Origin of the sequence: Veillonella criceti (assembly GCF_900460315.1) — a bacterium.
Taxonomy (GTDB): Bacteria; Bacillota; Negativicutes; order Veillonellales; family Veillonellaceae; genus Veillonella_A; species Veillonella_A criceti.
Map to the genome: position 1 here is coordinate 915,558 of NZ_UHIO01000001.1, position 25,459 is coordinate 941,016.

The following is a 25,459-nucleotide window of genomic DNA, read 5'->3' on the forward strand; positions in this document are numbered from 1 at the left end:
GCGGTTATACCATAATGGTTTCATATATTAATTTAATTTTTTCTATAAACTCTTTTTTTAATACTTCACGTTCTAAATCAGTCTTAGCATCGTCCCAATCATCTTCAAAATTAAAGCATAAATCTTCAAAATCAGATTCCCATAGTTGCTTATATTGATAAGGCGTCATAATAGGGTCTTCTTCGCTTTCGTAAGCTAAAACCCCTGGACCATCAAAACAATATTCATATGGATCATATTCACCGGTTAATAAATGCTTAGTCATCACTCTTAAGCCAACTGTCTCCATTAAATCACCTCCCAAGTTTTCTTAACACCTTTTCTTACAACGATAGAAATGACCACTTTATCAGATGCGTTATAAATAATCGCTATATCCTCATAATATTTAACCAATCTATTTTTAGACTCTTTATAATTAGGTTGTCTATTCCAAATAGATACCAATTCTTTTTCAGAGAAATGTCGTTTCCCTTTACCACTTTTTTGACTAATAAATCTAATCACTGCATGGTCTGATAATATTATATCATGCTTTTTACTAAAATGTTTTACAGTAGATATGCATTTTACTTTAAATTCTTTCTTCCAGTCTAATTTATTTTGTATATCCGAATAAATTTCTTTAAGTATTGATCCTTTTAATTTACCCTTGGACAATCTACTCTCTAACTTTACATTGCTATAATTTCTAGCTCTAGCAGTCCACGATACCCCCGATTTTACTTCTCTAGACCCATATACGCCTAATAAACGCTCCTTTTGTTTTTGGGTAAGTGTTGCTATGAATTCTCGTCCACCTTGTTCTACATTATCTTTTTCCTTTTTCCCCTCTAATTCTTCTTTATACATTGGTTCTAAATGACAAAGACAATGTGGATGAGCTGGCAACATGGGTATTTTATCCTTAGGAAATATACCTTTACCCAGTCCGTACAAATCAGCACCTGCATACAAATCACAAATATCATGAATAGGATGTCCACTAGATAAACGCCACCTAAAAGCAACTACACTTTCATCATCAGCATATTGAGCCATAAATCCATCATGATACGCTCTAGCACTCTCAGTTCGCGCAATACGTTCTGCTACATAACGACTCTTTTCTTGCACTGCTACCCACGTTGCATTTTGTATATGCTTATTTTGCCCTTTTTCCAAAGCCTCTATAAGTTGATTATAACTAGCACGTAACGGCGTATCAGGTTTGTTATCTTTAACCCTACGTAATGCATTTCGTTCTAATCGTAATAACTCTATCTTTTCTTTATCTTCTAAATCAAGTTTTCTGGATAATTTAATTAATTCTGAAAGATAATTAGGTAATTTTTGCTTTCTAATAACAGCGTTGCCACTATGATATCCATCATACAACGCCATTTTAATCTTAGACACAGACTCATTAACCTTAAAAGCTTTTTGTAAAGCATCTACAATTCGCTTTCGCATCTCTATATCAGCACCATGTAACTTTGTAGACAAATGCATAGCAGATGCATCCCAAGGTTCCTTTATTTCGTTAGGCAAATACGTAATACTAGCACCTATCCCAAGCTCTATCCCCGTTTTAATACTATTTACAATTTGCTCTTGAATTATGTTAAAAAAATCTGTATCTTTTATCGCTTGAGTTACAGCCATATCAATAGTAAGCCCCTGATTAAATAGTTCAATAATCCGCTCAGATAAAACCTTACCTGCTTTACCATACTCTTTGACAAATTTATTTATAATTTCATTCAGCGATTCCATTTATCAATCGCTCCCCGAATTATTAATTACTATAGGTGGTTCGTTATAAGCGATATCACTTTGGCTATTCTCTACCGATTCAACTAATTCATCAAATCGTTCCGTAGTAATGTCCGGGAATACAGCTGCCAATAAACGTTTAAGCACATCTACTTTTAACTCATCTGTAATATTTAAATCTAAAATAGCCTGTGATTGTGCAATTTTTTCAGTCACATCAACAATACCAAAGTCATTGTCATAAGAAACTGAGTATTCTAGTTCAATACCTTGCCACCGACAAAACAAATCTATTATATCTCGCTCCGCTTTAGCACACTGCGTTGCAAAAGAAGCTAACTGCTGATTTGTTCGTTCGAATTCCCACTGCCTTGCAATGCCAGAACTTGTATTAGTTGATGTACTAATAATAAACGATAAATTAGCTGTCCTATACATGTCCTGAATAATATTAGCAATATGTGTCATATGAATGTTGGCCGGGTCTGAAGGCGGAGCAATAAAAGAAGGAACATGCATTCCATTACCATCATACCCTAATGCATTGTTAGTCCCAATCACGATATCATTTACATCAAGAGATGGTATTGTTAAAACAGGAAATGTTTGATTTCTTAACACCTCTTTTAATTCAGAGCAACTATTATATATTTCCTGTGCCATTCCTGCCAATGATGTAAACTCTGGTGTAGGTAATGCCGTCCTCTGTTCTAATAATCTACTAAACAAAGGGATTACAGGTATTTTTCCAATTGTGTATGTTCCACTTGATACGCCTGCTTCCTCATCATTTATTTCCCAACCATCTAGAGTAAATGTTGTAGTCCTAAAAAGTATTTTATCTTTTTTAATAATTGAAGGTTCTTTGAAAGCAAACGATATTAATTTGCCATTTTTATCAATAGTACAATCTTCAACTATATCTGGGCTTACAATATATGCATATGGCAGCACTCGCTCATCTTTTAAACCTTTTACAGATAAGGCAACTTCATTAGCATTTGAATAATTATCAACAACGATAAACGATACCCCAAAAACTTTAGCTTGAATCGCAGCCTTTTTCATGAACACATCAATATTAGTACCGCTACCATCAACATCACGCAAAAACTCATCTAATAACGCAGCTTGAATTCCTTCATAATCTCTCAAAGGTGCTTTTTTAAAGATTGGATCTACCAAAGCATTTATAATAGGAGCAAAATAGTTGAGATAAAATGCTTGCTTCTTCCGTGCATTAAACGCCTCTCCAGTTTCTCGTTTATGCTTATGCAGATATCCCCCATCATCAAAACCACCAGACCCATAATAAGCATCTTTCAATAACTGATATTTATTCATTCTTACCACCTTTAATAATTAACTCGTTTAGCAACAATACCACTTTCACCTAGCGCATAACGGACAGCGTCAATTGTATGATTATCCTTGTCCGGAAACTCTGATTTAAAATTACCATGCCTATCTTTCTCTAATTCATAGCCAGTGAATTCTCTATAAGCATTTGGACATCTATTAGGGTCAATATATATTGTATTTATATCATCTACTAACATGCGCATAGTGCGAGCAACTGAACCTTTGCCTTTTACACACCCTTGTATTCTAACGCCTTGACTTGCTAAATCTGTTATTGATTTACCTTCTGCGTTATCCGCCTTGACTACTCCATCAATATTGCGAGATAGAATATATCGTGCTATTGCATCATTTGATATCTTCAATCCCACTTTTTCATGATAAATATGAATAACTTTCTTTTTAGCATCATAATTAAATTCAACGTATGCCAATGGGTCAATAGACCATCCCCAGTCAAGACCATAGCGTCTATGGTCAAATTGCTCTATCATTTTGTCATCCATATGTAGTGCTTCTACATTAGTAAATATTTCACCGCCAGTTCCCGTAGGCTTCCCCAAATATTGCCACTCATACTTTAATGGCCGTAAAGCTTTCATAATTTCTGCTTCAATTACAAATGCTTCACCTAACCAATCTTGAGGGACTTCCAAATATGTCGAATGATATAATGCTTTATCTGGTCGTTCAACCACCGATTCCTGATTAACCCATGAGCGAATAGACTCAGGAGGATTATATGAATAAAAACACCAGAACTTTTCACCGCCACGCATAACAGACTGCAAAATTGTATTTATATCATCCATATTAGTAAACTCTGCGAGTTCTTCGAACCAAATATAAGCTATATAGCCTTTCGCAACTTTTATAGATTTAGACTTTAAGGGATCATCTGCTCCACGAAATAAAATTGTATTGCCATTAGGCTTATAAGTAAGCTTTAATGGCGTACGTTTAATATCCCAATAAGCACTTACGCCTAATGTTTCTATAGCCCATATTAATTGTGCATAAACACTATCTGTTAAAGTGTCTTTCACTCGTCTAAATGCAACTGCATGTCGATTAGCTTCGCTCATCAAACCTTTTATAATTTCTATACTTATGAATGAAGATTTAGTGCTACCACGTCCACCTTTAAACCAATAATGAGTATATTTATGATTACGAATATCATTGTGTGCTTTATAAAAACTAGTAGCAATTATAGAAGATAAATTAACTCTACTCATCGTCTATATCATCCACTATAACAGGGATGTCCTCCATAGCTACTTGCAATTTATCTGTAAAGAGTTGATGACGCTTACCCATTAATTCTGCAGCCTTAAGTCTATCTTTAGCTGATATCTGCTTTCGCACTTTTTTAGCTGTACTAATTCCAAGACTACTTTCTACTACAACAACTTCCTCTTCAAGTTCGCCACGCATTGCTGCAGACAACATAGCTTCCACTTCTTCGGCAGTAGCAATGGACGATTTAAACTCTTTTTGCCTTAATTCCTTAATGCGATTTTGAATCTCAAGTTTTCTCAAGTTCTGATTAGCAATTCTATCCGCCGTTTTAGGACTGTACCCAGCCCTAATCGCTGCTTGTGTTCCATTTAAATCAATCAAATATTCTACACAAAACTTATCCTGCTTCGGTGTCACGTCATCACCTCCTTTCTCTCGATAATTTTTATGGCGGAACGTACAGGATTCGAACCTGTGTGCGCGTTAACGCATAATGGTTAGCAACCACTCGCAATAAACCTCTCTGCCAACGTTCCATGTATCAAAAAAGCACCCACTATTGTGAGTGCTTAACTTAGCTATTTATTTAATCCATATAGCATATTCTATACCAAACCCCATATTGCGTAGATATGTAATCGCAATCACTTTACCAACACTAGTTAATTTATAATGGGTTAAAGGTGACTGATCCCAAAAATTTCTTAAAGCCTTAAATGTAGGTACTTCCTCTATTAACTGCATAATAGATTCATAATCATCTAATTCCCTATCAGGAAATAAATTTCTGTTTATTTCCAAAAAATCCTTTATTATAATGCTAAAACCAAGTGTATCAATAACGCATTTAGCGTACGATAAATGGTCAAATATCAACTCATCAGAAAAATCATCATATTTATCCAAAATATTTACCATAAAATTACAAAATACCAAAAAAGTATTATAATCTTGATATCTTACATATCTAACCAGAAAGATTACAGATAAAATAGACAAATGTTTCTCTGTTAACATTCTCATGGTATCCAAAGCTTCATTAAAAATTATTTTACCCTGTTCACTATCATTAGCTAATAATCTTTGAACCATTACATCTGCTAACATCGCCTTTAGTTGTTCATCATTTCTTAGAACATATGATTTTTGCATTTGATATAAACCATATTGTACATCAGGTGCAACAAAAAGATTATAGAGGTGCGGAAACCTTCCTTTTATCTTATTTAATAACAATTCTGTAATTTCATCAGCTCTCTTATCAGCCTCTAATCGCGCTTCATCTTTCATCAATAAAAAGTTGTAACGAAAGACATCTTCAGCTATTTGTTTAACATCCAAATAAGTCATACCATTATTAACTGTACACGAGCCATTAATTTGAACATTGCTAAATCCGTCTCCAGCCTCAATCTTTTGTGTGTTTTTGTCCCCTATCATTATTTCCTCCAATATTAACATCACCGTTAATCTGGAGAAATTTGGAGCCTTTCCCGGCTTTTATATTTTGAGTAGCATGAACCTTAGCATTATTTATTTCGCTCGATTGCGGTTTAAAAAAGAAGGCTTTTATGATCTTATACACAATACCAACCACGCTTCCACCAAAAATCCACGACCAATTATCTTTTAACCAGTCAAAAATACTTAACCAATCCATTGCTCCATCCTCCCCAGAATGAAAAATTATTATCTTAATTATACCCTAATTAAATTCAAAATAAAATAGGAACCCATTATCAAATGAGTTCCTATAACCTTTTCCTTGGGGAGGAAAGTGCAAGTGTAAAACTATCAGCCTTTCAGCTTCTTTCTACACTTTAAATTATACCAATTAAAAAGAATGCCATTCTATGACATCTTTTCTCTTTGAAATTGTTCTAATGCCAATTCTTTAATTCGCATAATATGTCTCCATGAATAATTACATTCCTGTGCAATTTGTTTCCATGTTTTGCAATTAATGTAGTACGCATGTAATAGATACGAAAACTCTGGATTCTCCATGCTATCAATTTCAGCAAGTATATCTTTATATTCATGTAAGACTTCTTTTAATTTAATTAAAAGTTTATCAGTAAGTTTCTGATATTTTACAATCGTATCACCAATGTCTTTCCCCTTAGAACCTCCCCTAGGCTCTGCACTTAACATAGCAGTTAACCTTTGAGGATTATCATTAAAATCATCAACAGTAAGTTGTAATTCTTTAGCTAAACAGCCTAACCCTCTTACTCGAATAAGACGTTCTTTAGCTCTATCGTTTTCATATCCAATAAATTTATCCAAATAAACCTCCATCAATCATAACGCCTACCACTCTTTTTATCCTCTAAGCTAATCCGTTGTATTATCTTAAACCCACCAAGCTTACACACTAGCTTAATTATGCTAATGACTAGTTCTAGCCTAGATTCTTCTTTACAAATTTTCCCTACAGCTTCGTCGGCTGTTGGATCCTTATAGGCTCTCGTCATCTAACCCCCTCCATAGCCTTAATCGCCCAGTTTACATACACATCACATTTACGAAGGTCTTGTAACTCGTCATCTTTTTTACCTGCCCTAAATAAGTACTTTAAAGCGTTGCCTTTGCACCAACCACGATATTCCTCGTCACTTAATACGGATTCAATCACATCTACGCTCTCAATGTCTAAACCTCTTAATTTGTAATGACTAGGATTATGTACCATATCCTCATTAGCCTTATTTTGTGCTATAGCATGGTTATTACAGTTTAAGTAATACTGGTAATAATCTTTAACAGCCTTACTAAGAGTCTCTTTATGGTCTTTAAGTCCCAAAGTAATATCATCACTCAAACTCCTAATAGCCCGTCTTAACTTTAGTGTTTGGCCATTATTAGGCAACTTATCACAATCAATTATCATATCAATAATATCTAATACATCATACTCATACATTAATCATACCTCCGCTCACATTAATGTACTCTGATAAACCATTTTATATACATCCAAAGTAATATCGTCATAATCTCTATCATACTCAATATCTAGGCAATAATATTGCCCTTTGTTGTATAAGCTCTATAATACGTTGCTCTTTATCCATTATTATTACCTTTCTACCATTTTGTTGACGTCAACAAAATCGCAAAACATTAAAATCTACTTGCCACTACCTTATTACTCTCAGGCCACCAAGCAACGCTAAAATAGTAGTAATGATTATAATTATTTAGTGCTGTAACAAAGCCTTTATCGTCTAGCTTATTGCGTATCCGTTGCATATAGCTATCACCAACATCACGTCTTACAGTCATGTCAACAAAATCATGACCAAGATTAGCCTCATCTTTGATACGCTTTAAAATCTTGCGATACTCCATCCATGCTGCCTTGTATTTATATCTAGCTGTAACCTCTTGCATATTGCTAGCATTAATTGTCATCACTATCGCTCCCTTTACTAATTACCCGTACTCCCTAGACCACCTGTACGCTCTACCGTGACATCATCGTCATCAGCGAGTAGATACTCGCAAAATATCCCCTGCATTACACGGTCTCCCTTATCAATTAATACAGGCTCCTCTCCGTTGTTAATCAACATCATCTTGATAGTATTACCAGTATCAAAGTAATCACTATCAATAATCCCTGTGCAGTTAGTAAGTGTAATACCTCGACTGCCTAGGCTCGACCTAATGTGACAAGCAAGATACTCATTTTTGTTGCAATACACTCTTACGCAACTATCAATCATAACCTTATCCCCTGGCTTGATTAGCACCTCGACTGGTGATACAAAATCATAACCTGCACTCCGAGATGTGCTACGTTTAGGTTTACTTACGCTATCATTGGTTACTATAAATCCTCGTTTCACGATATACCTCCTATAACTCAACCATTGCCATAAAAACATCCCGCTCTAACTCTTTTAGGTCTCTATCTAACTGACCACCATTATCTCGGTACTCGTCAATTAAATCACTAGCTAACTTTAACTCTGCATAGGCTTTATCCATATGCCCTCTAACTTTAGCTTTAGTCTCATTTAACGTCATAGCCTTGCTCCTTTATCATCACTATTACATATCCTTGCTTATCCTTAACAACCTCGCTCGATAGTCTGCCTATATACGCTTGATTATCATCAATCAGTACACCTGCTCGTACCAATCCATCAAGTATAAATTTACGGGCAAAATCTAAATTATCTGGGTCAACACGTCTTGATGTGTGCCACTCAAAATGGATATCAGCCTTACTTTTAACCGCCCCCCTATACCGTGCAACCATTAGCTGTGTTGCCTCGGTATAATCCTTTTTAAGTTTAGCGCCCTTATAGCGATTGCTCCGCTCTGCCTGTATGTACTCATTTAAGCTTGGGTATTCTAAATCAAGCTTAATCTTAATCATGCTTAAACTCCTCGCACCGCTCTACACGCCAACTTACAGGCGTTGCACTGCCTCTAAAATTAATGCGTGTGTTAGGTACCTCTTTGCGTTTGCCATCTTTAGTCTGATAGCACTTGTAATCGTCCTTTTTGCGATAACATTTAGTAGGACGTAGCCAATCTGGAAATTTACTCATAGGCACCTCTTAAAACGGCAGATTTTGCTCATCATTACCAAAACTATCAAAATTAGATGGCTCATTTGTCTGAGCCTGCAATGACTGACCTACAAAGTCGGCAATGACTTCTGTAATATAGCGCTTTTGCCCGTCCTTTTCATAAGAACGGGTATTTAAACGACCTTCAACGAAACAACGGCTCCCTTTGCGAAGGTTACCAGCTGCTTCCCCTAACTTACCCCACGCCACACAATTAATGAAGGCTGTTTGTTCCTTCTGTTCATTGGTTGTAGAGTCAAAATACGTGTTTGTCGCAGCCACTGTAAATGTTGCTACGGCTCTACCAGTTTTAGTAAAACGCACTTCAGGGTCACGCGCTAAGTTACCTAAGATTTGTACTGAATTCATAGCTCCCTCCATTCTTCTCTACGTAAACTAGGACCTGATAGCGTAATAATCTGATTAGTACTACCTAATCTATCAATCACACGCTCATCATAACGCTCCTTCAATTCTTTGATTTTTAAATTAGTTGTTATGATAGTCGACTTAGATCGTTGATTTCGTTCAGCAATAATTGACATGATTCGTTTTAACATAAAACTTTCATCCTTGTCCTTACCAATATACTCGCCACCCAAATCATCTAAAACCAACAATGAACAGTTCTTAATCCGTTGTTCAAACTCATACCGTTCTTCTTGGTCGCGTAAACTCATAAGCTTATCTAGTAACGAAATCATCGAAATAAAGTATGGGCTTCGTTTATTCTGAATTGCCTCTTTCATAATGGCTACAGCAGCTGTTGTTTTACCGGTTCCTACAGGTCCCTTAATGATCAAGCCTAAGCCTACATCTAATTTATGTACTACATGTTCTGCATATTCCTTAATAACATCAAACGCCTCTTTATTAACATCTAATACCGTCATATCTTCTAAAGTAACTTTTTGATACCGCTTATAGATGCCGTAATATTCCCAATTAATAGGTTTAAAAATGGTCGGGGTCATTGGCCCAATCAACATATCCCGTTCCATCGCTGTTTGACGATACTGCTCGAGTCGCTGTTTTAAATATCCTAATACTTTGCCTGTGTGTTCCAACGGCTTCCACCTCCCACGGCTTATCTGATAAATTATATTCACTCTGCCAACGTTTCAATATGCCTCTTACATATGACCACGAACGCTTATTTCGAGTAATAGCCACTTCCATAGCAGCTTTACACCATTCAATGCAATATGTATCTACATCATCTAATATCATCTCTTTAGACAATCCTGATACTGTACCAAATCCATTTTCTACATATGCATTAAATAAGTAACTTAGTTCATCCTTAGATGTAGTAGTATATACTTTACTTTCCTTTACTTTCCTTTGTGTACTTTCTCCGGAGTTTATTAGGTTTTCTCCAGAGTTAACTAAGTTTTCTCCGGAGTTAATTATTTTTTCATACGGTTTCATAGAAATGAGCAGAAATCTTGCGTCGTAACATACCTCACTTCTTTTTGACCGTTTACACGTATCAAAATATTGTTCTTGAATAGCTACTGAAGTAAGTATGCCGTCGTAATCTCCTTTAGCCTGACCTTCATCAGTACCAAATAGATTCGCCATATTCGCATTGAAGAACCCCACTTGAATCGCCTTTACGACAATCTCTCGCACAGTGCCAACTTTTAGACAGAGTTCATCCGCCACGAAAGCCAGCGTATCATCATCCCACCGCATGTAATACCCTTTATCCTTGTAGATAGTACATAGCAGGTTGACTAGTACGGAGGTAGCTGTTGCTCCAAATGCTCTAGTAAGTCGCCTTACCTTTTTATTTTCAAAGAAATCCGTATCCAAAGGAAAATAACTAATTCCTGCCTTTCTCGGCCTACTCATAGATACTCCTTATGGATACCAGCAAGTCACCTATAGCAACTCGCTGGTTCATCTAAATTACAAAATTACACTACTGTTCGAGTTGCTCAGCAGCTAAGATTGCTGCCTTTTCCTCTTCGGTTAATTCATTAGTATTGCCTACTTCATCGACAACTTCCCCCGTTTCTGCATTAATATATGTGCCGTCTACTTCGATTGTTTCAAAGTCGGCTTCCAATGTGCCATCATGATCCTTAATAATACCGCCATCTGTTTCAATGGCTTTAGTAAGACCCGCCCGCATTTCAATAGATAAAATCCCATATTTACTAATTAAACGCTTAAGCACCGTTTTAATAGCCATGCTGTGAAAATCAGCAATGCCCCATTTATCAGTACCGCCTTTATACGTTTTGCTATACTTACGGGCATGGGCTTGCATTTCAGCCATAGTCATATAGATATACTTTTCAAAGCCGTTAATAAGTTTGAAATACGCCATATAACCCACAATCTCATCACCAGTTCGTTCTCCAAATTCAAACTCACCAGTAAATCGATTAGTGTTTCTAATTTCACCTTCATATACTTCACAAGCATTAATCGTCTTGTATTGCCCAGTTCTCATAGCAAGCTGAATATATCCCTTATACCCCATCTGAAACTGAGCTTCGTTGCCATAAGGAACAATATAGGCATATCCTAAATTTTGGTTAACAGGTAAATCTAACGCAGCTGCCATAGCCCCTGCTGCAATTACAGTTTTAGGGTCTGCCTTAGCAAGTAGCTTGTTATTATTAGCTACCGACAATAAGCTACTAATAAAACCAGGGGCTTTATTGCCTAATAATTCATTAAATCGTTTTTTTACATCATCCGATGCCAACATCCCGTTTAATGTAGTTGGAGCCTTAGTAGCGGGTTTAAGATGATTATTTTTTAATGCAATACCATTTGTTGTTGCCATAAGTTACATCTCTCCTTTAATATCAAAACGACGACTCGGTTTTCCTTGTACAGTATATGCAGCAGCTAGCTGTGGATGGTCATTTTCAAATCGCTTTGTATCAAACTTTTTACGTCCGGCTACTGGTGACCATATGACTGTATATTGGTCAATAATACCTTTTTCATTAGCACCTAATAAATCAAATAAATGACTTTGTGCTTCCGTTTTACGTGCTTTAGCGGTTACTTCATCAGCTTTAGCTTTGTTATATTGTTCGATATAAATTTTAGCTGTATCAGGCAACTCTATTGATTTACCATTGCTTTTATTATGTAATTCTTTCAATAGCATATTACACCGTTCAGAATCATCAACAGCAGGCATAACTTTTTGCTCTACCATCTTCCAAAACTCATGACCGGCCTCAATAATAGCAACAATGACTTCTTCGTTACGAGGTATTTCCTTATAAAAGAACTCATTACCACCACATAAACAAGCAATCCACCAAGATGAATAACCTGTAACCGCCATATAGTGCTGGCATTGGATATAATATTCATCAGGCACTTGATCACCTTCCCATTCAGCACGTTTAAATGCATTAGCAGTTTTACACTCAAGTCCTGCATCAATTCCAACAATATCACGGTCAATATTGGCCAAAAGAAACGGATATTCAATAGATTGTAAGGTATAGTTATTATTCCGCACACTATATCCGGTCTGAATAGAAAACTCTTCAGCTACTAAAGCTTCCAACTTCGTCCCCCAATATGTGAAACGAGATTCTTGTACATCAACCTCATCACTAGTTTTCTCTAACCATACATCTAATGGCGACTTCCATTTACTAAGCCCCATAATAGCTGCCATATCACTACCACCAATGCCAGTTTTTCTAAAAGCTAACCAATCTTCATGTGTAGCCGTCTTAGCATCAAATACTTTTTTATATATCATTTCTACACCTCATGTGTTATACTAAAAATAGATAATTTTATTGTGCCCCTTTTACCGTGCCAGCGGTTAAGGGGCTTTTAATTTTATACATGACGTTTACCTAGTAGCTCCGCCGCAAAGTAACACGCCGCCGATGTTGCTACTACCGCCCAAATTGTTGCTCCGTCTGCTTGACCTACGTCAACAGTGCCGACTGTAGCTACTAAGCCAAAGCCTGTTACGCTGTACAAGATAGGGCGTACAATATCATCAATGATTCGCATAGTGTCACTCCTCTACTAATCCACTACTCATCAAAAGTAATTCCGCTGTTGCTTTTTTGATGAGTTCTTTTAATTTTTGATTTTCTTTTTTAAGTTTTTCGTTATCCGCTTTAATCGCTCGGTAATTCCAAACATTAAACTCATCTTTAATCCCACATAGAGCATCAATTTCTTTTTGGTTAAATTTAACTTTTGGTACATGTGGTAGACGATGGATTATCTGTTCGTCAGCCATCTTGTACACTGATTTTTGCGATATACCTAAAATTTGTGCTACTTCTGGTACGCCATAAGTTCTACATTCCATAATTTCACCTCTATTCCTATACATTCCACATTTTTTCCATGCTATAATTGAATTCAAAAATTGTAATTATATGAATTCAATTTTTAGTAGCCTACATTGCGACTAAATTATTCTAAATAATTTTCTTTTTTACGTATTTGATAAAATATAGTAAGCTGTAAGTAAGTATGAACTAGTGCTAAGAATAATAATCGCTTTCCTTCTGTTTCTATAAACACAAGACCAAACATAAATGCTATTACTTCTAATTGACCTACTATTCTCCACACATCAACTACTGTTAAGGGCCTCGCAATTCGAGGCTCTTTTTTATTTGGTGGCATTTTCCTCACCCTCTCTTCGTTTTAAGAGCCCTTGATTGGGCGTATGAAGGAGGTGGCTTCATGTTTTTGGGCCAGTTTTTGAATACGCCTTGTTCCTATCAATTTAAATAATTAATAGTTTTACTAACTATCAATGTTTTTATTGGCTAATGCGGAAAGGCGTCTCGTAAGTTTTGGCTGTCCAAACAGCCCTAAGTGATGCGACTCATGAAGAAATAGTTGCTGATAACATCTATGCGTTTAAATTTAGTCGACGGAGGTCAAAAGTTTTGTCGAGAAGCTATACTTCGAAGCTCGACACAAACTTGCTAAGTTTAAACGATGCAATGAGTTATAGGTAAAAAAGTTGGATAAAAAACTCTCGTATTATCAGTGCGAGAGTTTTTTATTTTATGTCCCCCTTAACTTCACCATTTTTTGGCATCATATTCTCCTCTCATTTTTTTATTTGGTGGCATGAACTTATCTCCTTTCATTCCTCATTTCTTAAATGCTATAATCAAATCAAGAAAGGAGGTGTAATTATGAAACGTGATTTAGACTTACTTAGAAACATATTAATCACGATAGAGGGTAGTGATACCGATTTAGATACTAACAGTTTTCTTCATTTATGTGATGATATCGAAACTATCGATTATCATATCTATCTACTTGCAGATGCCGGCTATATCGACTATTATGATATTTCCTGCTGTAATGGTTCTAGATACCCTCAATATTTAGTAAAATACCTTACTAGCGATGGATGTGATTACTTAAGTAGTATAAAAGACGATAATGTATGGTCTCACGTAAAGAAGAAAATAAATAAAGTCGGAGATTCTGTTACACTAGAAACCATTAAAATAATTGGTTCTAAATTCATTCTTCAGTACCTAGGGCTTTAGCCTCTTTTATAATCAACTTATTAATAGCACTTAGAAGCTCTTTATATTGTTCATCAAAAGGAGCTTCTTTTTTATTAAATTCAAATAAATCTGCCTGAAGATTTAAAAGTTTTCTCAACCGTTTAGCAATAATTACTTTTCTTGTATTATCCATCTCATCACCCCCTTTTTTATTTGGTGCATATAATTACCTACTCTTTTAATCTAGAATTATTTTCTAGTTATATTCCAAAAAAAATACAATCAATAGGAATTCTATATGCTTCTGAAATCTTCTTTTGATAAATAGGATTTACATATCCAGGATTTCGTTCCCATTTCATCAATGTATCTTTTCCGATACCTAATGATTTCGCAGCTTCAATCAATGTTAGATTCGCATTAACTCGCGCAGCTTTTAATGAAATCTGAAAGTCCATGTTCTATCACCTCCTCATTTCTTAATGTTATTTTACTAGAATTTACTTCTAGTGTCAAGAATTTTTTTCTAGATTTAAAATATTTATATTGCTTTTATTAGAATTTTATTCTAAAATATAAGTAAAAGAAAAGGTGGTGAAAATAATGCCAACAGAACAAGAAGTGAAAACCTTATTTAGTAAAAGACTTACGGAAATAATGGAAAAACATAATATCAATCAAGTTGAACTTTCAAAAGTTCTTAATGTCAGTGAATCTACTGTAGGCAAATGGCTCTTAATGAAAGCTATGCCTAGAATGGGAGTAATTCAAAAATTGGCTGATTATTTTAATGTTGGAAAAAGTTATTTTCTAGAAGAAACAAATGGCTATTACGAAGATCCCGAGGTAGCCGCCCTTGCAGAAGAAGCTAGGACTAATCCTGACATTCGTATCCTATTTTCCGCTGCTAAAGATATATCTAAAGAGAATATGCAGAAAACCATAGATTTTGTAAAATTTTTAAAGTCACAAGAACGCAGTGACAATGATTTTTCGGAGTGATTTAACTATATATGAATATTAATATTTTAATTGCCCCACTAGAAAGAGGCGTAAATGCATTAACAAAAGAAAACTGTGATGGTTCTTATACTATCCTAGTCAATAATAATCTTTGTGAGGAGAAAGCGCACAAAGCAATATTACACGAGGTATTCCATATCAAGAATGATGATTTTTCTAAATTCGAGCATGTATCATTACTCGAAAAAATGCTTCACGAGTCTAACTATCTCGAGGAAGAATTAGAAGGAATTAACTTTTATTATCATGTTGTATAAAAATTTTTATTTATAAGGAGATTATTATGGGTATGTTTTTAAGTTTTTTAGTGCTTATTATAATTATTTGGTGTATTATCGGAATGTTTATTCCGAAAAAAGTAGCACCATTTTTCAAATTCAACAATAGAAAATGGATAATTTTAACATCATTTATATTAGTTATCATCTGCGTAATATTATTGCCAACTCCAAATACTAGTACTCCCCCAAAGAATACCAATTCAACTACTAAAACAACGCAAGTAGCACAATCTATTCAAGAATCATCAAAGATAAGTTCCTCAGCAGGAATTGGCGCTACTATTTCAGAGTTCAAAGACGATTATGGTGCACCAAATCGTGACAATCATGAAATGAAAAGCTATGACAAAGATAATATTCTTGTAATTTTCTTAAACGATAGAGCTATAAATGTTACACTTCAAAAAAATATAGAATCTAAATTACCATCAATGATTCCTTCTGATGCCAAAGAATTATCAACACAAGAAAAAAGTGACGACTTAGTAAAAACAATAAGCACCCTATACTCAAGTGAACAATTAAAGAAAGTTACACAAAAATTTGAGAAATTTGAAGTAATTAAACAATATGATATTAAGAAAAATGAATTAATAAGTATTATTATTGGAATTGAACTGCCAAAACCATAAGCAGAATCTAATCTCTACTATCGTAACTTATCAAACTAAGAAAACCACAACTACCTTAAGGGGGGTTATTATGGATTACAAAGAAGAAAAAGAACTGTTGAAAGATTTTAGCTGAATTAGTGAAACAAACTATTGATATAAAATTTATTAGAAATTAGAAAAAGACCTTTACGATATCGCAAAGGTATAGGGAGTTTAGAAGGGCAAGTTCATGGATAATATAATTATATATAACACAGAAGACGGAGAAACTAATGTAAAGCTGTATGCCAATGATGGAACTGTATGGATGACACAAAAAAGTATGTCACAATTATTCGAATGTTCTACAGATAATATTTCGCTCCACCTTAAGAATATTTTTTCAGATAATGAACTAGACAAAAAAGCAGTTACCGAGAATTCCTCGGTAACTGCAACTGACGGAAAAACCTATCAAGTAACACTCTACAATCTTAATGCCGTTCTAGCAGTAGGTTTTCGAGTCCGTTCTAAAAGAGGTGTTCAATTTAGAAAATGGGCTAATACCACATTAAAAGAATACATGCAAAAAGGATTTGTTATTGATTCCGAACGCCTTAAAAATCCCGATGGTCGCCCTGATTACTTTGATGAGTTATTAGAACAAATCAGAGATATTAGGGCAAGTGAAAAACGTTTTTACCAAAAATTAAAAGATTTATTCGCCCTATCGTCAGACTACGATAAAACAGATATTGAAACCACAAAATTTTTCACTGAAACACAAAATAAGCTTATTTATGGTGTAACAGGAAAAACAGCTGCTGAACTTATCGTATCACGAGCCGATGCAAACAAACCCAATATGGCATTAACCTCTTGGAAAGGTAAAATTGTACGAAAACAAGATATTACTATCGCCAAAAATTACTTAACTCATAATGAGGTTGATTCCTTAAATAGATTAGTATCCATCTTTTTAGAAAGTGCCGAACTAAGGGTAAAGTTAAAAAAAGACCTGACTCTTACTTATTGGCGAAACAGTGTAAATAAACTGCTAATAGATCATGATATTCCCTTATTAAACACACCTGGTCAAGTATCACATGCCTCTATGGTCAAATTAGTAAATAATACCTATACCGACTTTGATACACGAAGAAAAAAAGAAGATGCTAAACTAGCTGATTTAGAAGACTTAAAAGAACTTGAAGAATTAATATCTAAACATCAATAAAAAATCCCCCACCTGCGCCAACAGATGAGGGACACCAATACAGCACTTAGAGCGCTATATCTACAGTAATTAAATTATAACACGCTCTAAGTCTATTAACCATACCTATTTTTAGACAGGAGCGTGATTTTTTTATGTCGACAAAATATAATACAACCTTACGCAAAAAGGACAACGGTTGGCAAGTTATTGTTAGTTATAAAACGTCATCAGGCAAATGGAGACAAAAATCTAAACAAGGGTTTGACGAAAAATGGAAAGCTAAAAACTACGGCAATGATTTAATTGAGCAAATAAAAAAAGAGCCAGACCTTAATACTGACTACAAAGGGATTACTTTAGAAGAATTTACAGAGATATATAAAGCCGATAATAAAGATAGATTAACCTATAATACACTACAAGCAACAAAATATGCAGTAAAAGCTTTAGGTAATGTAAGATTTAAGTCTATTGAAGAAATAACCCTATTAGATATAAACAAGAAATTTAGAGAATCTAAACTATCAACATCTACTAAAAATTTATATATTCGCTTATTAAAAATAATTTTCAAGCACGCCATATCCCCATATAAAATCATAGCCCACAGTCCACTTAGTGAAGTTAAAGAGCATAAAGAGAAAAAAAATATCACTCAGCACATATCATCTAAGGTTTACACGGCAAATGAGATAGAATCATTATTTACTGGGCTAAAAAATAAAAAGAAAAAGGAATACTATTACCAATGTTGCTTAGCTTATTACTGTGGCCTACGATATGGCGAAATAGTAGGGTTATCTTGGTTCGATATTGATTTTAATGAAAAAACTCTTTCTGTGTCTAGGCAAGTTGCTCGAACAAGTACCAAAAAATATAGCTTAACAGCCCCTAAAACAGCGGGAAGCATTCGAACCATACCGATGCCTCCGAAGTTAATTGAAACGCTCTTAGAGTACAAAAAAATAGCCCCACAGAATGATAAACAACTATTATTTCTCAGAAATTCCAGTACAAACTTTGTAAATGCCTATATCCATACTATCATCAAAGATAAAAATTTTCACGATTTACGGCATACATACGCAACAACACTCTTAGCGAATGGTGTTGATATAAAAACGGTTGCAGCCCTGTTAGGCGATACTGTACAGACTGTAATTAACAACTATATACACTACACCGAAGAGATGAGAAAAAAGGCAGCTATAGATGTTGCTAATATTTTTAAGTAGTTTTTTGACGATTATTTGCCGATTACTTGCAAAACGCCTGTATCTAAGCCTTTTATAAGTTTTATTACACTACACTATATTATATCAAATTTCGCCCTTTTTTTGAATAAAAAGAGCCTTCCCTTTCAGGGTCAAACACATTTTGACCCGTTAAGGCAAGACTCTTACATGTTAATCACGGCGAGTTCGCATAATGCCACGGTCTGCATTGCGTAAGAAGCGCAATAAGTTTTCAATTTCTACTGAGGAATTCAATTGTAATTCCATTTCTTCAATAGCCCGTGATAAGCTATAGCCAGACCGGTAAATAATACGAAATGCTTGTTTTAAATCATGGCGCACATCTTCTGAAATGCCTGCACGAGATAAACCTACTGAATTTAGACCAATAACACGAGCTGGTTGACCATCAGCAATAACATATGGTGGAATATCTTGTACCACCTTAGCCATACCGCCTACCATTGCATTGCGCCCGATTTTAACAAATTGGTGTACACCCGCAATACCACCAATAACTACACGATCTTCCACAACCACATGACCAGCAAGACCAGCGCAATTACTCATGATTACATTATTGCCTACAATACAATTATGAGCAATATGCGTACATGCTTGGAATAGGCAATTATTGCCAACTCGAGTTTCTTCCCCTTCGCCAGTGGCACGACTAATGGTAACACACTCACGAATTACTGTTTCATCACCAATATTACAAAAACTTTTTTCCCCTTTGAACTTTAAGTCCTGTGGTTCTAAGCCTACGGCTGCACCAGGGTAAATTTCACAACGCTGTCCAATGGTAGTCCAACCACCAACTACTACATTAGCGCCAATTTGAGTACCGTCACCAATGGTTACGTTTTCCCCAATTACAGCGCCTGGACCAATAACAACACCTTCACCAATTTTGGCATCTGGATGTACAACAGCTGTGCTATGTATATTGGAGGTAGCATTTTCCATGCCTACTACTATCATCTATGTCACTCCTTGCTCTGTTGAGATTGCGACTTTTGTTTCCCATACTTTCTTTATTAATATTATAATCGTAGCAAAACAAAAATACTGAACTATTATTTTACAGTTTTTTAATCTTTAAACAGAGAATTTTATCTAATAACATGGAGAAAATATACGTTTAACACACTTTCTCTTAATATTTTAACACTTTTCTATCAAACAAGCGCAAACATGTATTCGCCAGTAACGGCTAATTTGTCACCTACATAGGCTTTACCTTCTACTTTGCCCATTTTGCCCTTAATTTTTACTACTTCCACTTCCATACGCACTTGATCGCCTGGTTTTACAGGATGACGGAAACGAACTTTATCAATACCTGTAAACATAGGTGTAAGACCACGATTTTCTTCTGGATATAAAAGCGCAATCCCCCCTACTTGAGCCATTGCTTCAGTCAGCAAAACACCTGGCATTACAGGATTCCCTGGGAAGTGACCTTGGAAGAATAGTTCATTCATAGTCGCATTTTTAATGCCCACAGCTCGTTTCATTGGTTCCAATTCAATAATACGATCTACTAATAAAAATGGATACCGATGTGGTAAAATCTCCATAATGTCTTCAATATTAAGAATCATGTTAATCCTCCTTCATTTCTTGCAAAATTTCACGGGCTAAGCGCGAATTTAATTCATGACTCGATTTTAACGCAATAATATGCCCTTTAATAGGACCAAGGAGAAATAAGTCCCCTAAAATATCAAGTATTTTATGACGCACTAATTCATCGTCATACCGTGGTACAGATAAGCAGGAGGTATCGTCATACACCAATACATTATCAATATTGCCACCTTTAGCAAGTCCCATAGCTTGTAACTGTTCTAATTCTTTCATAAAGCCAATGGTACGGGCTGGTGAAATTTCACGTTCAAATACATCTTCAGAATCTAAATGAATATCCAACTGTTGAGTCCCTAATAAAGAATGATCATTAACCGATGTAAAAGTTACACGCAAGCCATCATAAGGAAGAATCAAAATATAACGATCTCCATCATAAATAGCATGTGATTGCTTCACTGCATATACCGTACGGTCAGCATCCAATTCCTGAATGCCTGCTTGTTTCATTAAATCAACAAATACAGCCGCACTGCCATCACCTACAGGTGGTTCTGGCGAATTAACTTCTACATAACAATTATCAATCCCTAGGCCATAAAAGGCGGCTAATAAATGTTCTACAGTAAATACCTTAGCCTCCCCTGCTTCCAACGTGGTCGCCCGATTAGTATTGGTTACATTGGCAGGACTTGCTTTTACTGAAGGATGTCCTGGTAAGTCAGTACGTACAAATATAATGCCTGTATTAGCTGTTGCAGGACGTAATGTCATGGTAACAGGCAAGCCACTATGTAGTCCTGTCCCTTCATACGTAATGTCTTTAACAAGCGTTTTTTGCTTTAATACCATGAGACTCCTCCTTTCCTCTATTGACGATACAAATACTTATACTACGAAATACACTCACCCTGATTGTTTGCATTCTAAAACGACACTAATATTCATTATATACCATGGAGTAAAGACAAGGCAAGCAAACAGACTTAATCCTTCATAGGATCTGGTGGTACTTCTATTTTGCCACCATAATAACGACGCGTCCATTTCCAACGATTATGAAGCCAGAACCAATCTTCTGGATAACGACGAATATAATCTTCAATCCATTCATTAAGTTGAGTTAAGGTAACTGCCGTATCCCGTTTCTTATCATCCGTGTGCTCTGCATAAAATGGCTTATAAGCGCTAACAATGTATTTTTCTTTGTATTCATCAAAGCGAATGGTCACCGGAACAATTGGCACATCCCGCATACGTCCCATAACAGCAGGCCCTACGGGGGTCAATGTTTCATAGCCAAAGAAAGGTACTAACTGACCTTTATCTCCTGGATCTTGGTCCATAATTAAACCAATCATAGCACCACCATGAAGTTCTTTAATCATTTCACGAACCCCTGTTTTATAGGTCACATGTTGGTGCATAATCGCACGATATTCATTAATAAATTTATCGGCATCGCCATTTTGCTTCATGGCAACTGAAATGAGTGGATACCCTTCGGACGCTAAGATACCGCCTAACAACTCCCAGTTACTACTATGAATCGCCATTAAAACGGCACCTTTCCCACCTTCTTGAGCATCATCCAAATACTCACGGTCTACCCATTCAAACATCTCTTTATATTTGCCATCTTTAATTTCAGGATAGCGCAACACATCAATAATCATCCGCCCAAAACGGGTTGTACTTTTTTTAGCAATTTGCCGTGCTTCCTTCGGGTCATCTGTAATATGACAAAATAAAATCTGTCCAATAGCCAACTTACGGCGCTTAGGTGGTAAAAACAACCAGCACAATTCCCCCAGTACTCGGCCAATGGCATATTGTAAACTATGAGGTAGCGCGCATATTAAGGCGCTAAACAGTTTCATAAATCTATACATAGACGCTCCTACTTAGCTGCTAATTGCTCTTTTAAAGCAGCTAACTCTTTTTCTAATTGCTTAATTGTTTTAGCCATTTCAGGCAATCGATTTTCATAGACCGATTGTTTAAGCCATTCCCTATGAGGCCGTTGCGGGAACCCAGCATAAGTTCCATTAGAAGGAACACTACCAATTATCCCTGTTTTAGCCGCAAAGGTAACATTATCACCAATTGTAATATGGCCGGTACAACCGGTTTGACCTGCAAAAATTACATGGTTACCGCATTTTGTACTTCCTGCAATGCCAACTTGAGCAATAAGGAAACAATCTTCACCAATTTCTACATTATGGCCTAAATGTACTAAATTATCAATTTTAGTACCACGGCGCACTAGCGTAGACCCCATCGTAGCATTATCCACACAGGAACAGGATCCCACTTCTACATCATCCTCCAAAATAACATTGCCTACTTGAGGAATGTGCGTATGCACGCCATTTTCTGTAGCAAATCCGAACCCTTCGCCACCAATAACAGCTTTGGCTCGTAACACAACACGTTTGCCTAAAATACAGTTTTCATGAACAATAGCACCACTATAAATAACTGTATCTTCACCAATCTTAGCGTTGTGTCCAATATATACATAAGGGTGTAGTATAACATTATCACCAATAACTGCATTATCATAAATAACACAGTAAGGGCCTACAGTTACATTCTTACCAATAGTTACATCCTTACCAATAATCGCGGTTTCATGCACACCAGTAGGAAACACTACAGGGGGATGGAATTTTTGTAAAATTTGTGCAAATGCAACTTTCGCATTCGATACTACAATTTGAGGAATGCGCACATCTTTCAGGGGTGCCTCTACAATAACAGCGCCTGCTTTGCTTTGTCCCACATATTCACAATACTCGCCCACTGCAAAGGAAATTGCTTGTGGAGCGGCTTGATCAAGACTCCGTGTTTCAGCAATCTCAATCGATCCATCACCTACTACTTTACCCTGTACACTATTCGCCAGTTCCTCAACTGTATACGTCACTGTGAAAGTCTCCTCTCAATCTATCAATAATAGTTAATTATTTGTTTTCAGTCTGTTGTTCACCATTCGTAGCCTTAGCATCACCAGCTGCAGCTTGGTCTTTATTTTCAACTTTGCCCATCTTAGTTAATACTTCTTCGGTTAAATCAACACCACCGCTAATCAATGCATTTTTTTCTACAACAGCAGTAATATTTTTTTCTTTAGCAATGGCTTGTACATTCGTATCAACTGAATTGCGGAAATCATTGATCATGGCTTGTTGGTAAACTTGCATTTCCTGTTCTGCTTTTTGTTTGCTTTGCATCATAGCATTAGCATCTTGACCAGCACTTTGTTCCTGAGCCAAACGAGTATTAATTTCATTATATTTAGCTTCTAATTTAGAACGTGTATCTTGACCTTTTTGACTATCTGTCATAATTTTTTGCATATCTACATAACCCACTTGTTCAGAGCTGCCACAACCAGCCACTAAACCAACGGATACCATCATAGTTAAGCCTGCTAATACACGTTTTACATTCTTATTCATTACTGAAAACTCCTTTTATTGCGCTGTACTATACGATGCTATAATAGCATCGGTTACATCAACAGCATTTACATTTGAAACTTCATTAATTACGATTAAATCCAAATTTTGTTCTTTAGCAACAACCATGGCGCGCATACGAACATCTTCTAAAATAGCATCATGTAACGCATCCACTTCACTTTGCTTAGCCTTTAAACGACTATCCCAAGCTGTATTCCAATCTGCCGGATTAGGTAAATTATTAGTAGCCAAAATAGAATCAGCTTTTGCTTTCATCATTTCATCGCGACGTGCTAATAGTTCTTTTTGTAAATTAGCTGCATAATCATCTAATTCCTTTTGTCCCGAAGCACGTAAAGCAGCTAATTCACCATCTACTTTTTGTTCTAATTCCTGAATTTCATTTCCTGCAATAGATTGGCTACGTTGCGCTAACAATGTTTTTAATTCTTCTTCCTTAGCGGTCTGTTCAGCTGCAATGGCTGCTTTTTGTTCTTCTGTAATCGCCAACGGTTGCGTTTTACTACTCAATTCTAACTGTAAATTAACAATTCTCAAGTCTGCATCAGTCATATCAGTTTTTAACTCACTGCGATATTTATTGATTAAAGCAATACGCTGTTTCTGATAAGCAATATTTAATTCTTGCTCTTTTGCTTTCACTTTACTCATCAATTCCGTATTAAGTAAATCTGTAATTTCTTTATCAGATCCGAGTGACTGTAATGCTAAAGACTGTTCTTGCGATTTCAAGGTTAACGACTGTTGCTCACTTTTATAGTTAGCTTGCAAATCTTCTAATTCTTTTTTAGCTTTTGTGTATTCTTCATAAGAAGGATTAAAGGAAATAACCTTATCCATTTTTACAAGGCCTACTTTAGGTAAATTAGAAGTGGCAGTCGGTTTCGTCGAATCTAAACGATTATGAATAAATACACCGAGTATTAAGGCGACGATAACAACGGCAGCTACTAAAATCCAACGATAGGTTAGCTTCATTGTAACGCCTCCTTTTCACCTATCAATCCATACATATTAGTCAACACTGTATTATTTTTGAGTATTTGCATCCGTTGTGTCTGCACCACTATTTAATTTCTTCTGTACTTGATCTGTAATATCAACACCACCATATAAAACAGTTCGTTTATCCATAACAATGGATAAGCCCTTAGCATCAGCCACTGCTTTGGATGCTTCCCCTACTTGATCTTGAATTTTCTTCTGAATTTCCATCATTTTGTCTTGTACTTTACTTTGATACTGTGAAGCTAATTCAGCTTTTTGATTATCATCCATATTAGCTGATTTACTATTAAATTCATCACTTAGCTGTTTTTTATACTCATCTAATTCTTTATTAGCAGCTACTACAGCTGGTGAAGCAGCACTCAAAACCTTAGTCGTATCAATAACACCAATATTGCTATTCGTATCAGAAGCCATACTTGGTGTTGCCATCTGTGTATAAGCGATAGCCCCAATCCCTAACAAGAAAATAACAGCAACAAAAAGAGAAACAAATTTTTTATTTTTTTGGTTATTAATTAACCGCATCATAGGCAATATACCTTCTTTCTTACAAATTTCTAATTATATTATAACCTA

39 protein-coding genes and 1 tRNA gene are annotated in these 25,459 nt (G+C 35.7%); 6 read left to right on the forward strand and 34 right to left on the reverse strand.

From position 1 onward, the window contains the following. Positions 1-4 precede the first annotated feature (4 nt). The 24 genes from DYE54_RS04110 to DYE54_RS04215 all read right to left on the reverse strand — a co-directional run bounded on the left by DYE54_RS04110 (position 5) and on the right by DYE54_RS04215 (position 13,586). Positions 5-289 (reverse strand): hypothetical protein, encoded by a 285-nt coding sequence (locus DYE54_RS04110; RefSeq protein ID WP_115310048.1) that lies wholly within the window; start codon positions 287-289, stop codon positions 5-7. Next, positions 289-1,755: a structural protein gene (locus tag DYE54_RS04115; RefSeq protein WP_115310049.1), complete on the reverse strand. Its 1,467-nt coding sequence runs from the start codon at positions 1,753-1,755 to the stop codon at positions 289-291. Before DYE54_RS04115 ends, DYE54_RS04110 begins: the two co-directional genes overlap by 1 nt. A 3-nt stretch (positions 1,756-1,758) precedes the next feature. Next, positions 1,759-3,099 (reverse strand): hypothetical protein, encoded by a 1,341-nt coding sequence (locus DYE54_RS04120; RefSeq protein WP_115310050.1) that lies wholly within the window; start codon positions 3,097-3,099, stop codon positions 1,759-1,761. An 11-nt stretch (positions 3,100-3,110) separates the two neighbouring features. Continuing rightward, the gene (locus DYE54_RS04125; protein ID WP_115310051.1) at positions 3,111-4,355 is read right to left on the reverse strand and encodes a PBSX family phage terminase large subunit; all 1,245 of its coding nucleotides are present in this window, start codon (positions 4,353-4,355) and stop codon (positions 3,111-3,113) included. Continuing rightward, positions 4,348-4,776, reverse strand: coding sequence for a terminase small subunit (locus tag DYE54_RS04130; RefSeq protein ID WP_115310052.1), 429 nt, complete (start codon positions 4,774-4,776; stop codon positions 4,348-4,350). The genes DYE54_RS04125 and DYE54_RS04130 overlap by 8 nt, the downstream gene beginning before the upstream one ends. A gap of 31 nt (positions 4,777-4,807) precedes the next feature. Then, positions 4,808-4,895 (reverse strand) — tRNA-Ser (locus DYE54_RS04135). Positions 4,896-4,941: 46 nt separating this feature from the next. Continuing rightward, positions 4,942-5,799 carry an LPO_1073/Vpar_1526 family protein gene (locus DYE54_RS04140; RefSeq protein WP_115310053.1) on the reverse strand — a complete coding sequence of 286 codons (858 nt, stop codon included), beginning with the start codon at positions 5,797-5,799 and terminating at the stop codon, positions 4,942-4,944. Further along, the gene (locus DYE54_RS04145) at positions 5,768-6,019 is read right to left on the reverse strand and encodes a hypothetical protein (RefSeq protein ID WP_115310054.1); all 252 of its coding nucleotides are present in this window, start codon (positions 6,017-6,019) and stop codon (positions 5,768-5,770) included. The genes DYE54_RS04140 and DYE54_RS04145 overlap by 32 nt, the downstream gene beginning before the upstream one ends. A gap of 191 nt (positions 6,020-6,210) precedes the next feature. Continuing rightward, positions 6,211-6,648 carry a hypothetical protein gene (locus tag DYE54_RS04150; protein WP_147285258.1) on the reverse strand — a complete coding sequence of 146 codons (438 nt, stop codon included), beginning with the start codon at positions 6,646-6,648 and terminating at the stop codon, positions 6,211-6,213. An 11-nt stretch (positions 6,649-6,659) separates the two neighbouring features. Beyond that, positions 6,660-6,836, reverse strand: a complete 177-nt coding sequence (locus DYE54_RS10130; protein ID WP_172460552.1) for a hypothetical protein — start codon at positions 6,834-6,836, stop codon at positions 6,660-6,662. Beyond that, complete coding sequence (locus DYE54_RS04155; RefSeq protein WP_115310056.1) at positions 6,833-7,285, reverse strand: DUF3310 domain-containing protein; 453 nt, start codon at positions 7,283-7,285, stop codon at positions 6,833-6,835. Before DYE54_RS04155 ends, DYE54_RS10130 begins: the two co-directional genes overlap by 4 nt. 200 nt (positions 7,286-7,485) lie before the next feature. Then, on the reverse strand, positions 7,486-7,776 hold the full coding sequence (locus tag DYE54_RS04160; protein ID WP_115310057.1) for a hypothetical protein: 291 nt from the start codon (positions 7,774-7,776) through the stop codon (positions 7,486-7,488). A 17-nt stretch (positions 7,777-7,793) separates the two neighbouring features. Next, complete coding sequence (locus DYE54_RS04165; protein WP_218564754.1) at positions 7,794-8,213, reverse strand: dCTP deaminase/dUTPase family protein; 420 nt, start codon at positions 8,211-8,213, stop codon at positions 7,794-7,796. A 10-nt stretch (positions 8,214-8,223) separates the two neighbouring features. Then, positions 8,224-8,394, reverse strand: a complete 171-nt coding sequence (locus DYE54_RS10135; RefSeq protein WP_172460553.1) for a hypothetical protein — start codon at positions 8,392-8,394, stop codon at positions 8,224-8,226. Further along, entirely contained in the window at positions 8,381-8,749 is a 369-nt protein-coding gene (locus DYE54_RS04170; RefSeq protein ID WP_115310059.1) for a RusA family crossover junction endodeoxyribonuclease, read from the reverse strand. Before DYE54_RS04170 ends, DYE54_RS10135 begins: the two co-directional genes overlap by 14 nt. After that, the gene (locus tag DYE54_RS04175; RefSeq protein ID WP_115310060.1) at positions 8,742-8,924 is read right to left on the reverse strand and encodes a hypothetical protein; all 183 of its coding nucleotides are present in this window, start codon (positions 8,922-8,924) and stop codon (positions 8,742-8,744) included. Before DYE54_RS04175 ends, DYE54_RS04170 begins: the two co-directional genes overlap by 8 nt. Positions 8,925-8,933: 9 nt before the next feature. After that, complete coding sequence (locus DYE54_RS04180; RefSeq protein WP_115310061.1) at positions 8,934-9,314, reverse strand: single-stranded DNA-binding protein; 381 nt, start codon at positions 9,312-9,314, stop codon at positions 8,934-8,936. After that, entirely contained in the window at positions 9,311-10,012 is a 702-nt protein-coding gene (locus DYE54_RS04185) for an ATP-binding protein (RefSeq protein ID WP_147285259.1), read from the reverse strand. The genes DYE54_RS04180 and DYE54_RS04185 overlap by 4 nt, the downstream gene beginning before the upstream one ends. Continuing rightward, the gene (locus DYE54_RS04190) at positions 9,900-10,802 is read right to left on the reverse strand and encodes a Lin1244/Lin1753 domain-containing protein (protein ID WP_115310063.1); all 903 of its coding nucleotides are present in this window, start codon (positions 10,800-10,802) and stop codon (positions 9,900-9,902) included. Before DYE54_RS04190 ends, DYE54_RS04185 begins: the two co-directional genes overlap by 113 nt. 70 nt (positions 10,803-10,872) lie before the next feature. Beyond that, positions 10,873-11,748 carry a recombinase RecT gene (locus DYE54_RS04195; RefSeq protein WP_115310064.1) on the reverse strand — a complete coding sequence of 292 codons (876 nt, stop codon included), beginning with the start codon at positions 11,746-11,748 and terminating at the stop codon, positions 10,873-10,875. A gap of 3 nt (positions 11,749-11,751) precedes the next feature. Continuing rightward, the gene (locus DYE54_RS04200) at positions 11,752-12,693 is read right to left on the reverse strand and encodes a YqaJ viral recombinase family nuclease (RefSeq protein WP_115310065.1); all 942 of its coding nucleotides are present in this window, start codon (positions 12,691-12,693) and stop codon (positions 11,752-11,754) included. 83 nt (positions 12,694-12,776) lie between these two features. Next, positions 12,777-12,956: a hypothetical protein gene (locus DYE54_RS04205; protein WP_115310066.1), complete on the reverse strand. Its 180-nt coding sequence runs from the start codon at positions 12,954-12,956 to the stop codon at positions 12,777-12,779. A gap of 4 nt (positions 12,957-12,960) precedes the next feature. Further along, the gene (locus DYE54_RS04210) at positions 12,961-13,263 is read right to left on the reverse strand and encodes a helix-turn-helix domain-containing protein (RefSeq protein ID WP_172460554.1); all 303 of its coding nucleotides are present in this window, start codon (positions 13,261-13,263) and stop codon (positions 12,961-12,963) included. Positions 13,264-13,370: 107 nt separating this feature from the next. After that, entirely contained in the window at positions 13,371-13,586 is a 216-nt protein-coding gene (locus DYE54_RS04215) for a hypothetical protein (protein ID WP_115310068.1), read from the reverse strand. A 524-nt stretch (positions 13,587-14,110) separates the two neighbouring features. Here DYE54_RS04215 and DYE54_RS04220 point away from each other — a divergent pair. Next, positions 14,111-14,476 (forward strand): DUF2513 domain-containing protein, encoded by a 366-nt coding sequence (locus DYE54_RS04220; protein WP_172460555.1) that lies wholly within the window; start codon positions 14,111-14,113, stop codon positions 14,474-14,476. Here DYE54_RS04220 and DYE54_RS04225 read toward each other — a convergent pair. Further along, a complete protein-coding gene (locus tag DYE54_RS04225) occupies positions 14,451-14,630 on the reverse strand; it encodes a hypothetical protein (RefSeq protein WP_115310070.1) in 180 nt (59 codons plus the stop codon). The two genes, DYE54_RS04220 and DYE54_RS04225, sit on opposite strands and share 26 nt — an antisense overlap. Before the next feature lie 67 nt (positions 14,631-14,697). After that, a complete protein-coding gene (locus DYE54_RS04230; protein ID WP_115310071.1) occupies positions 14,698-14,895 on the reverse strand; it encodes a helix-turn-helix domain-containing protein in 198 nt (65 codons plus the stop codon). A gap of 145 nt (positions 14,896-15,040) precedes the next feature. On the opposite strand from DYE54_RS04230, the gene DYE54_RS04235 reads away from it, so the two are divergent. The 5 genes from DYE54_RS04235 to DYE54_RS04255 all read left to right on the forward strand — a co-directional run bounded on the left by DYE54_RS04235 (position 15,041) and on the right by DYE54_RS04255 (position 18,788). Next, positions 15,041-15,439, forward strand: a complete 399-nt coding sequence (locus tag DYE54_RS04235; protein ID WP_115310072.1) for a helix-turn-helix domain-containing protein — start codon at positions 15,041-15,043, stop codon at positions 15,437-15,439. A gap of 11 nt (positions 15,440-15,450) precedes the next feature. After that, complete coding sequence (locus tag DYE54_RS04240) at positions 15,451-15,717, forward strand: ImmA/IrrE family metallo-endopeptidase (protein ID WP_115310073.1); 267 nt, start codon at positions 15,451-15,453, stop codon at positions 15,715-15,717. Positions 15,718-15,743: 26 nt separating this feature from the next. Continuing rightward, complete coding sequence (locus DYE54_RS04245; RefSeq protein WP_115310074.1) at positions 15,744-16,373, forward strand: hypothetical protein; 630 nt, start codon at positions 15,744-15,746, stop codon at positions 16,371-16,373. 211 nt (positions 16,374-16,584) lie between these two features. Further along, positions 16,585-17,571 carry a virulence RhuM family protein gene (locus DYE54_RS04250; protein ID WP_115310075.1) on the forward strand — a complete coding sequence of 329 codons (987 nt, stop codon included), beginning with the start codon at positions 16,585-16,587 and terminating at the stop codon, positions 17,569-17,571. Positions 17,572-17,705: 134 nt separating this feature from the next. Next, positions 17,706-18,788, forward strand: a complete 1,083-nt coding sequence (locus DYE54_RS04255; protein ID WP_115310076.1) for a tyrosine-type recombinase/integrase — start codon at positions 17,706-17,708, stop codon at positions 18,786-18,788. Positions 18,789-18,959: 171 nt separating this feature from the next. On the opposite strand, the gene lpxA is transcribed toward DYE54_RS04255, so the two are convergent. The 8 genes from lpxA to DYE54_RS04295 form a co-directional block, all read right to left on the reverse strand. Next, positions 18,960-19,772: an acyl-ACP--UDP-N-acetylglucosamine O-acyltransferase gene (gene lpxA / locus DYE54_RS04260; protein WP_115310077.1), complete on the reverse strand. Its 813-nt coding sequence runs from the start codon at positions 19,770-19,772 to the stop codon at positions 18,960-18,962. A 197-nt stretch (positions 19,773-19,969) separates the two neighbouring features. Continuing rightward, a complete protein-coding gene (gene fabZ, locus DYE54_RS04265; protein ID WP_115310078.1) occupies positions 19,970-20,395 on the reverse strand; it encodes a 3-hydroxyacyl-ACP dehydratase FabZ in 426 nt (141 codons plus the stop codon). Position 20,396: 1 nt separating this feature from the next. Continuing rightward, entirely contained in the window at positions 20,397-21,233 is an 837-nt protein-coding gene (gene lpxC, locus DYE54_RS04270; RefSeq protein WP_115310079.1) for a UDP-3-O-acyl-N-acetylglucosamine deacetylase, read from the reverse strand. Between the two features lie 134 nt (positions 21,234-21,367). Then, a complete protein-coding gene (locus DYE54_RS04275; protein ID WP_115310080.1) occupies positions 21,368-22,273 on the reverse strand; it encodes a lysophospholipid acyltransferase family protein in 906 nt (301 codons plus the stop codon). Between the two features lie 8 nt (positions 22,274-22,281). After that, on the reverse strand, positions 22,282-23,313 hold the full coding sequence (gene lpxD, locus DYE54_RS04280) for a UDP-3-O-(3-hydroxymyristoyl)glucosamine N-acyltransferase (RefSeq protein WP_115310081.1): 1,032 nt from the start codon (positions 23,311-23,313) through the stop codon (positions 22,282-22,284). A gap of 37 nt (positions 23,314-23,350) precedes the next feature. Next, the gene (locus DYE54_RS04285; protein ID WP_115310082.1) at positions 23,351-23,848 is read right to left on the reverse strand and encodes an OmpH/Skp family outer membrane protein; all 498 of its coding nucleotides are present in this window, start codon (positions 23,846-23,848) and stop codon (positions 23,351-23,353) included. A 15-nt stretch (positions 23,849-23,863) separates the two neighbouring features. Further along, complete coding sequence (locus tag DYE54_RS04290) at positions 23,864-24,850, reverse strand: hypothetical protein (RefSeq protein WP_115310083.1); 987 nt, start codon at positions 24,848-24,850, stop codon at positions 23,864-23,866. A 51-nt stretch (positions 24,851-24,901) separates the two neighbouring features. After that, positions 24,902-25,411, reverse strand: coding sequence for an OmpH/Skp family outer membrane protein (locus tag DYE54_RS04295; protein ID WP_115310084.1), 510 nt, complete (start codon positions 25,409-25,411; stop codon positions 24,902-24,904). Positions 25,412-25,459 lie beyond the last annotated feature (48 nt).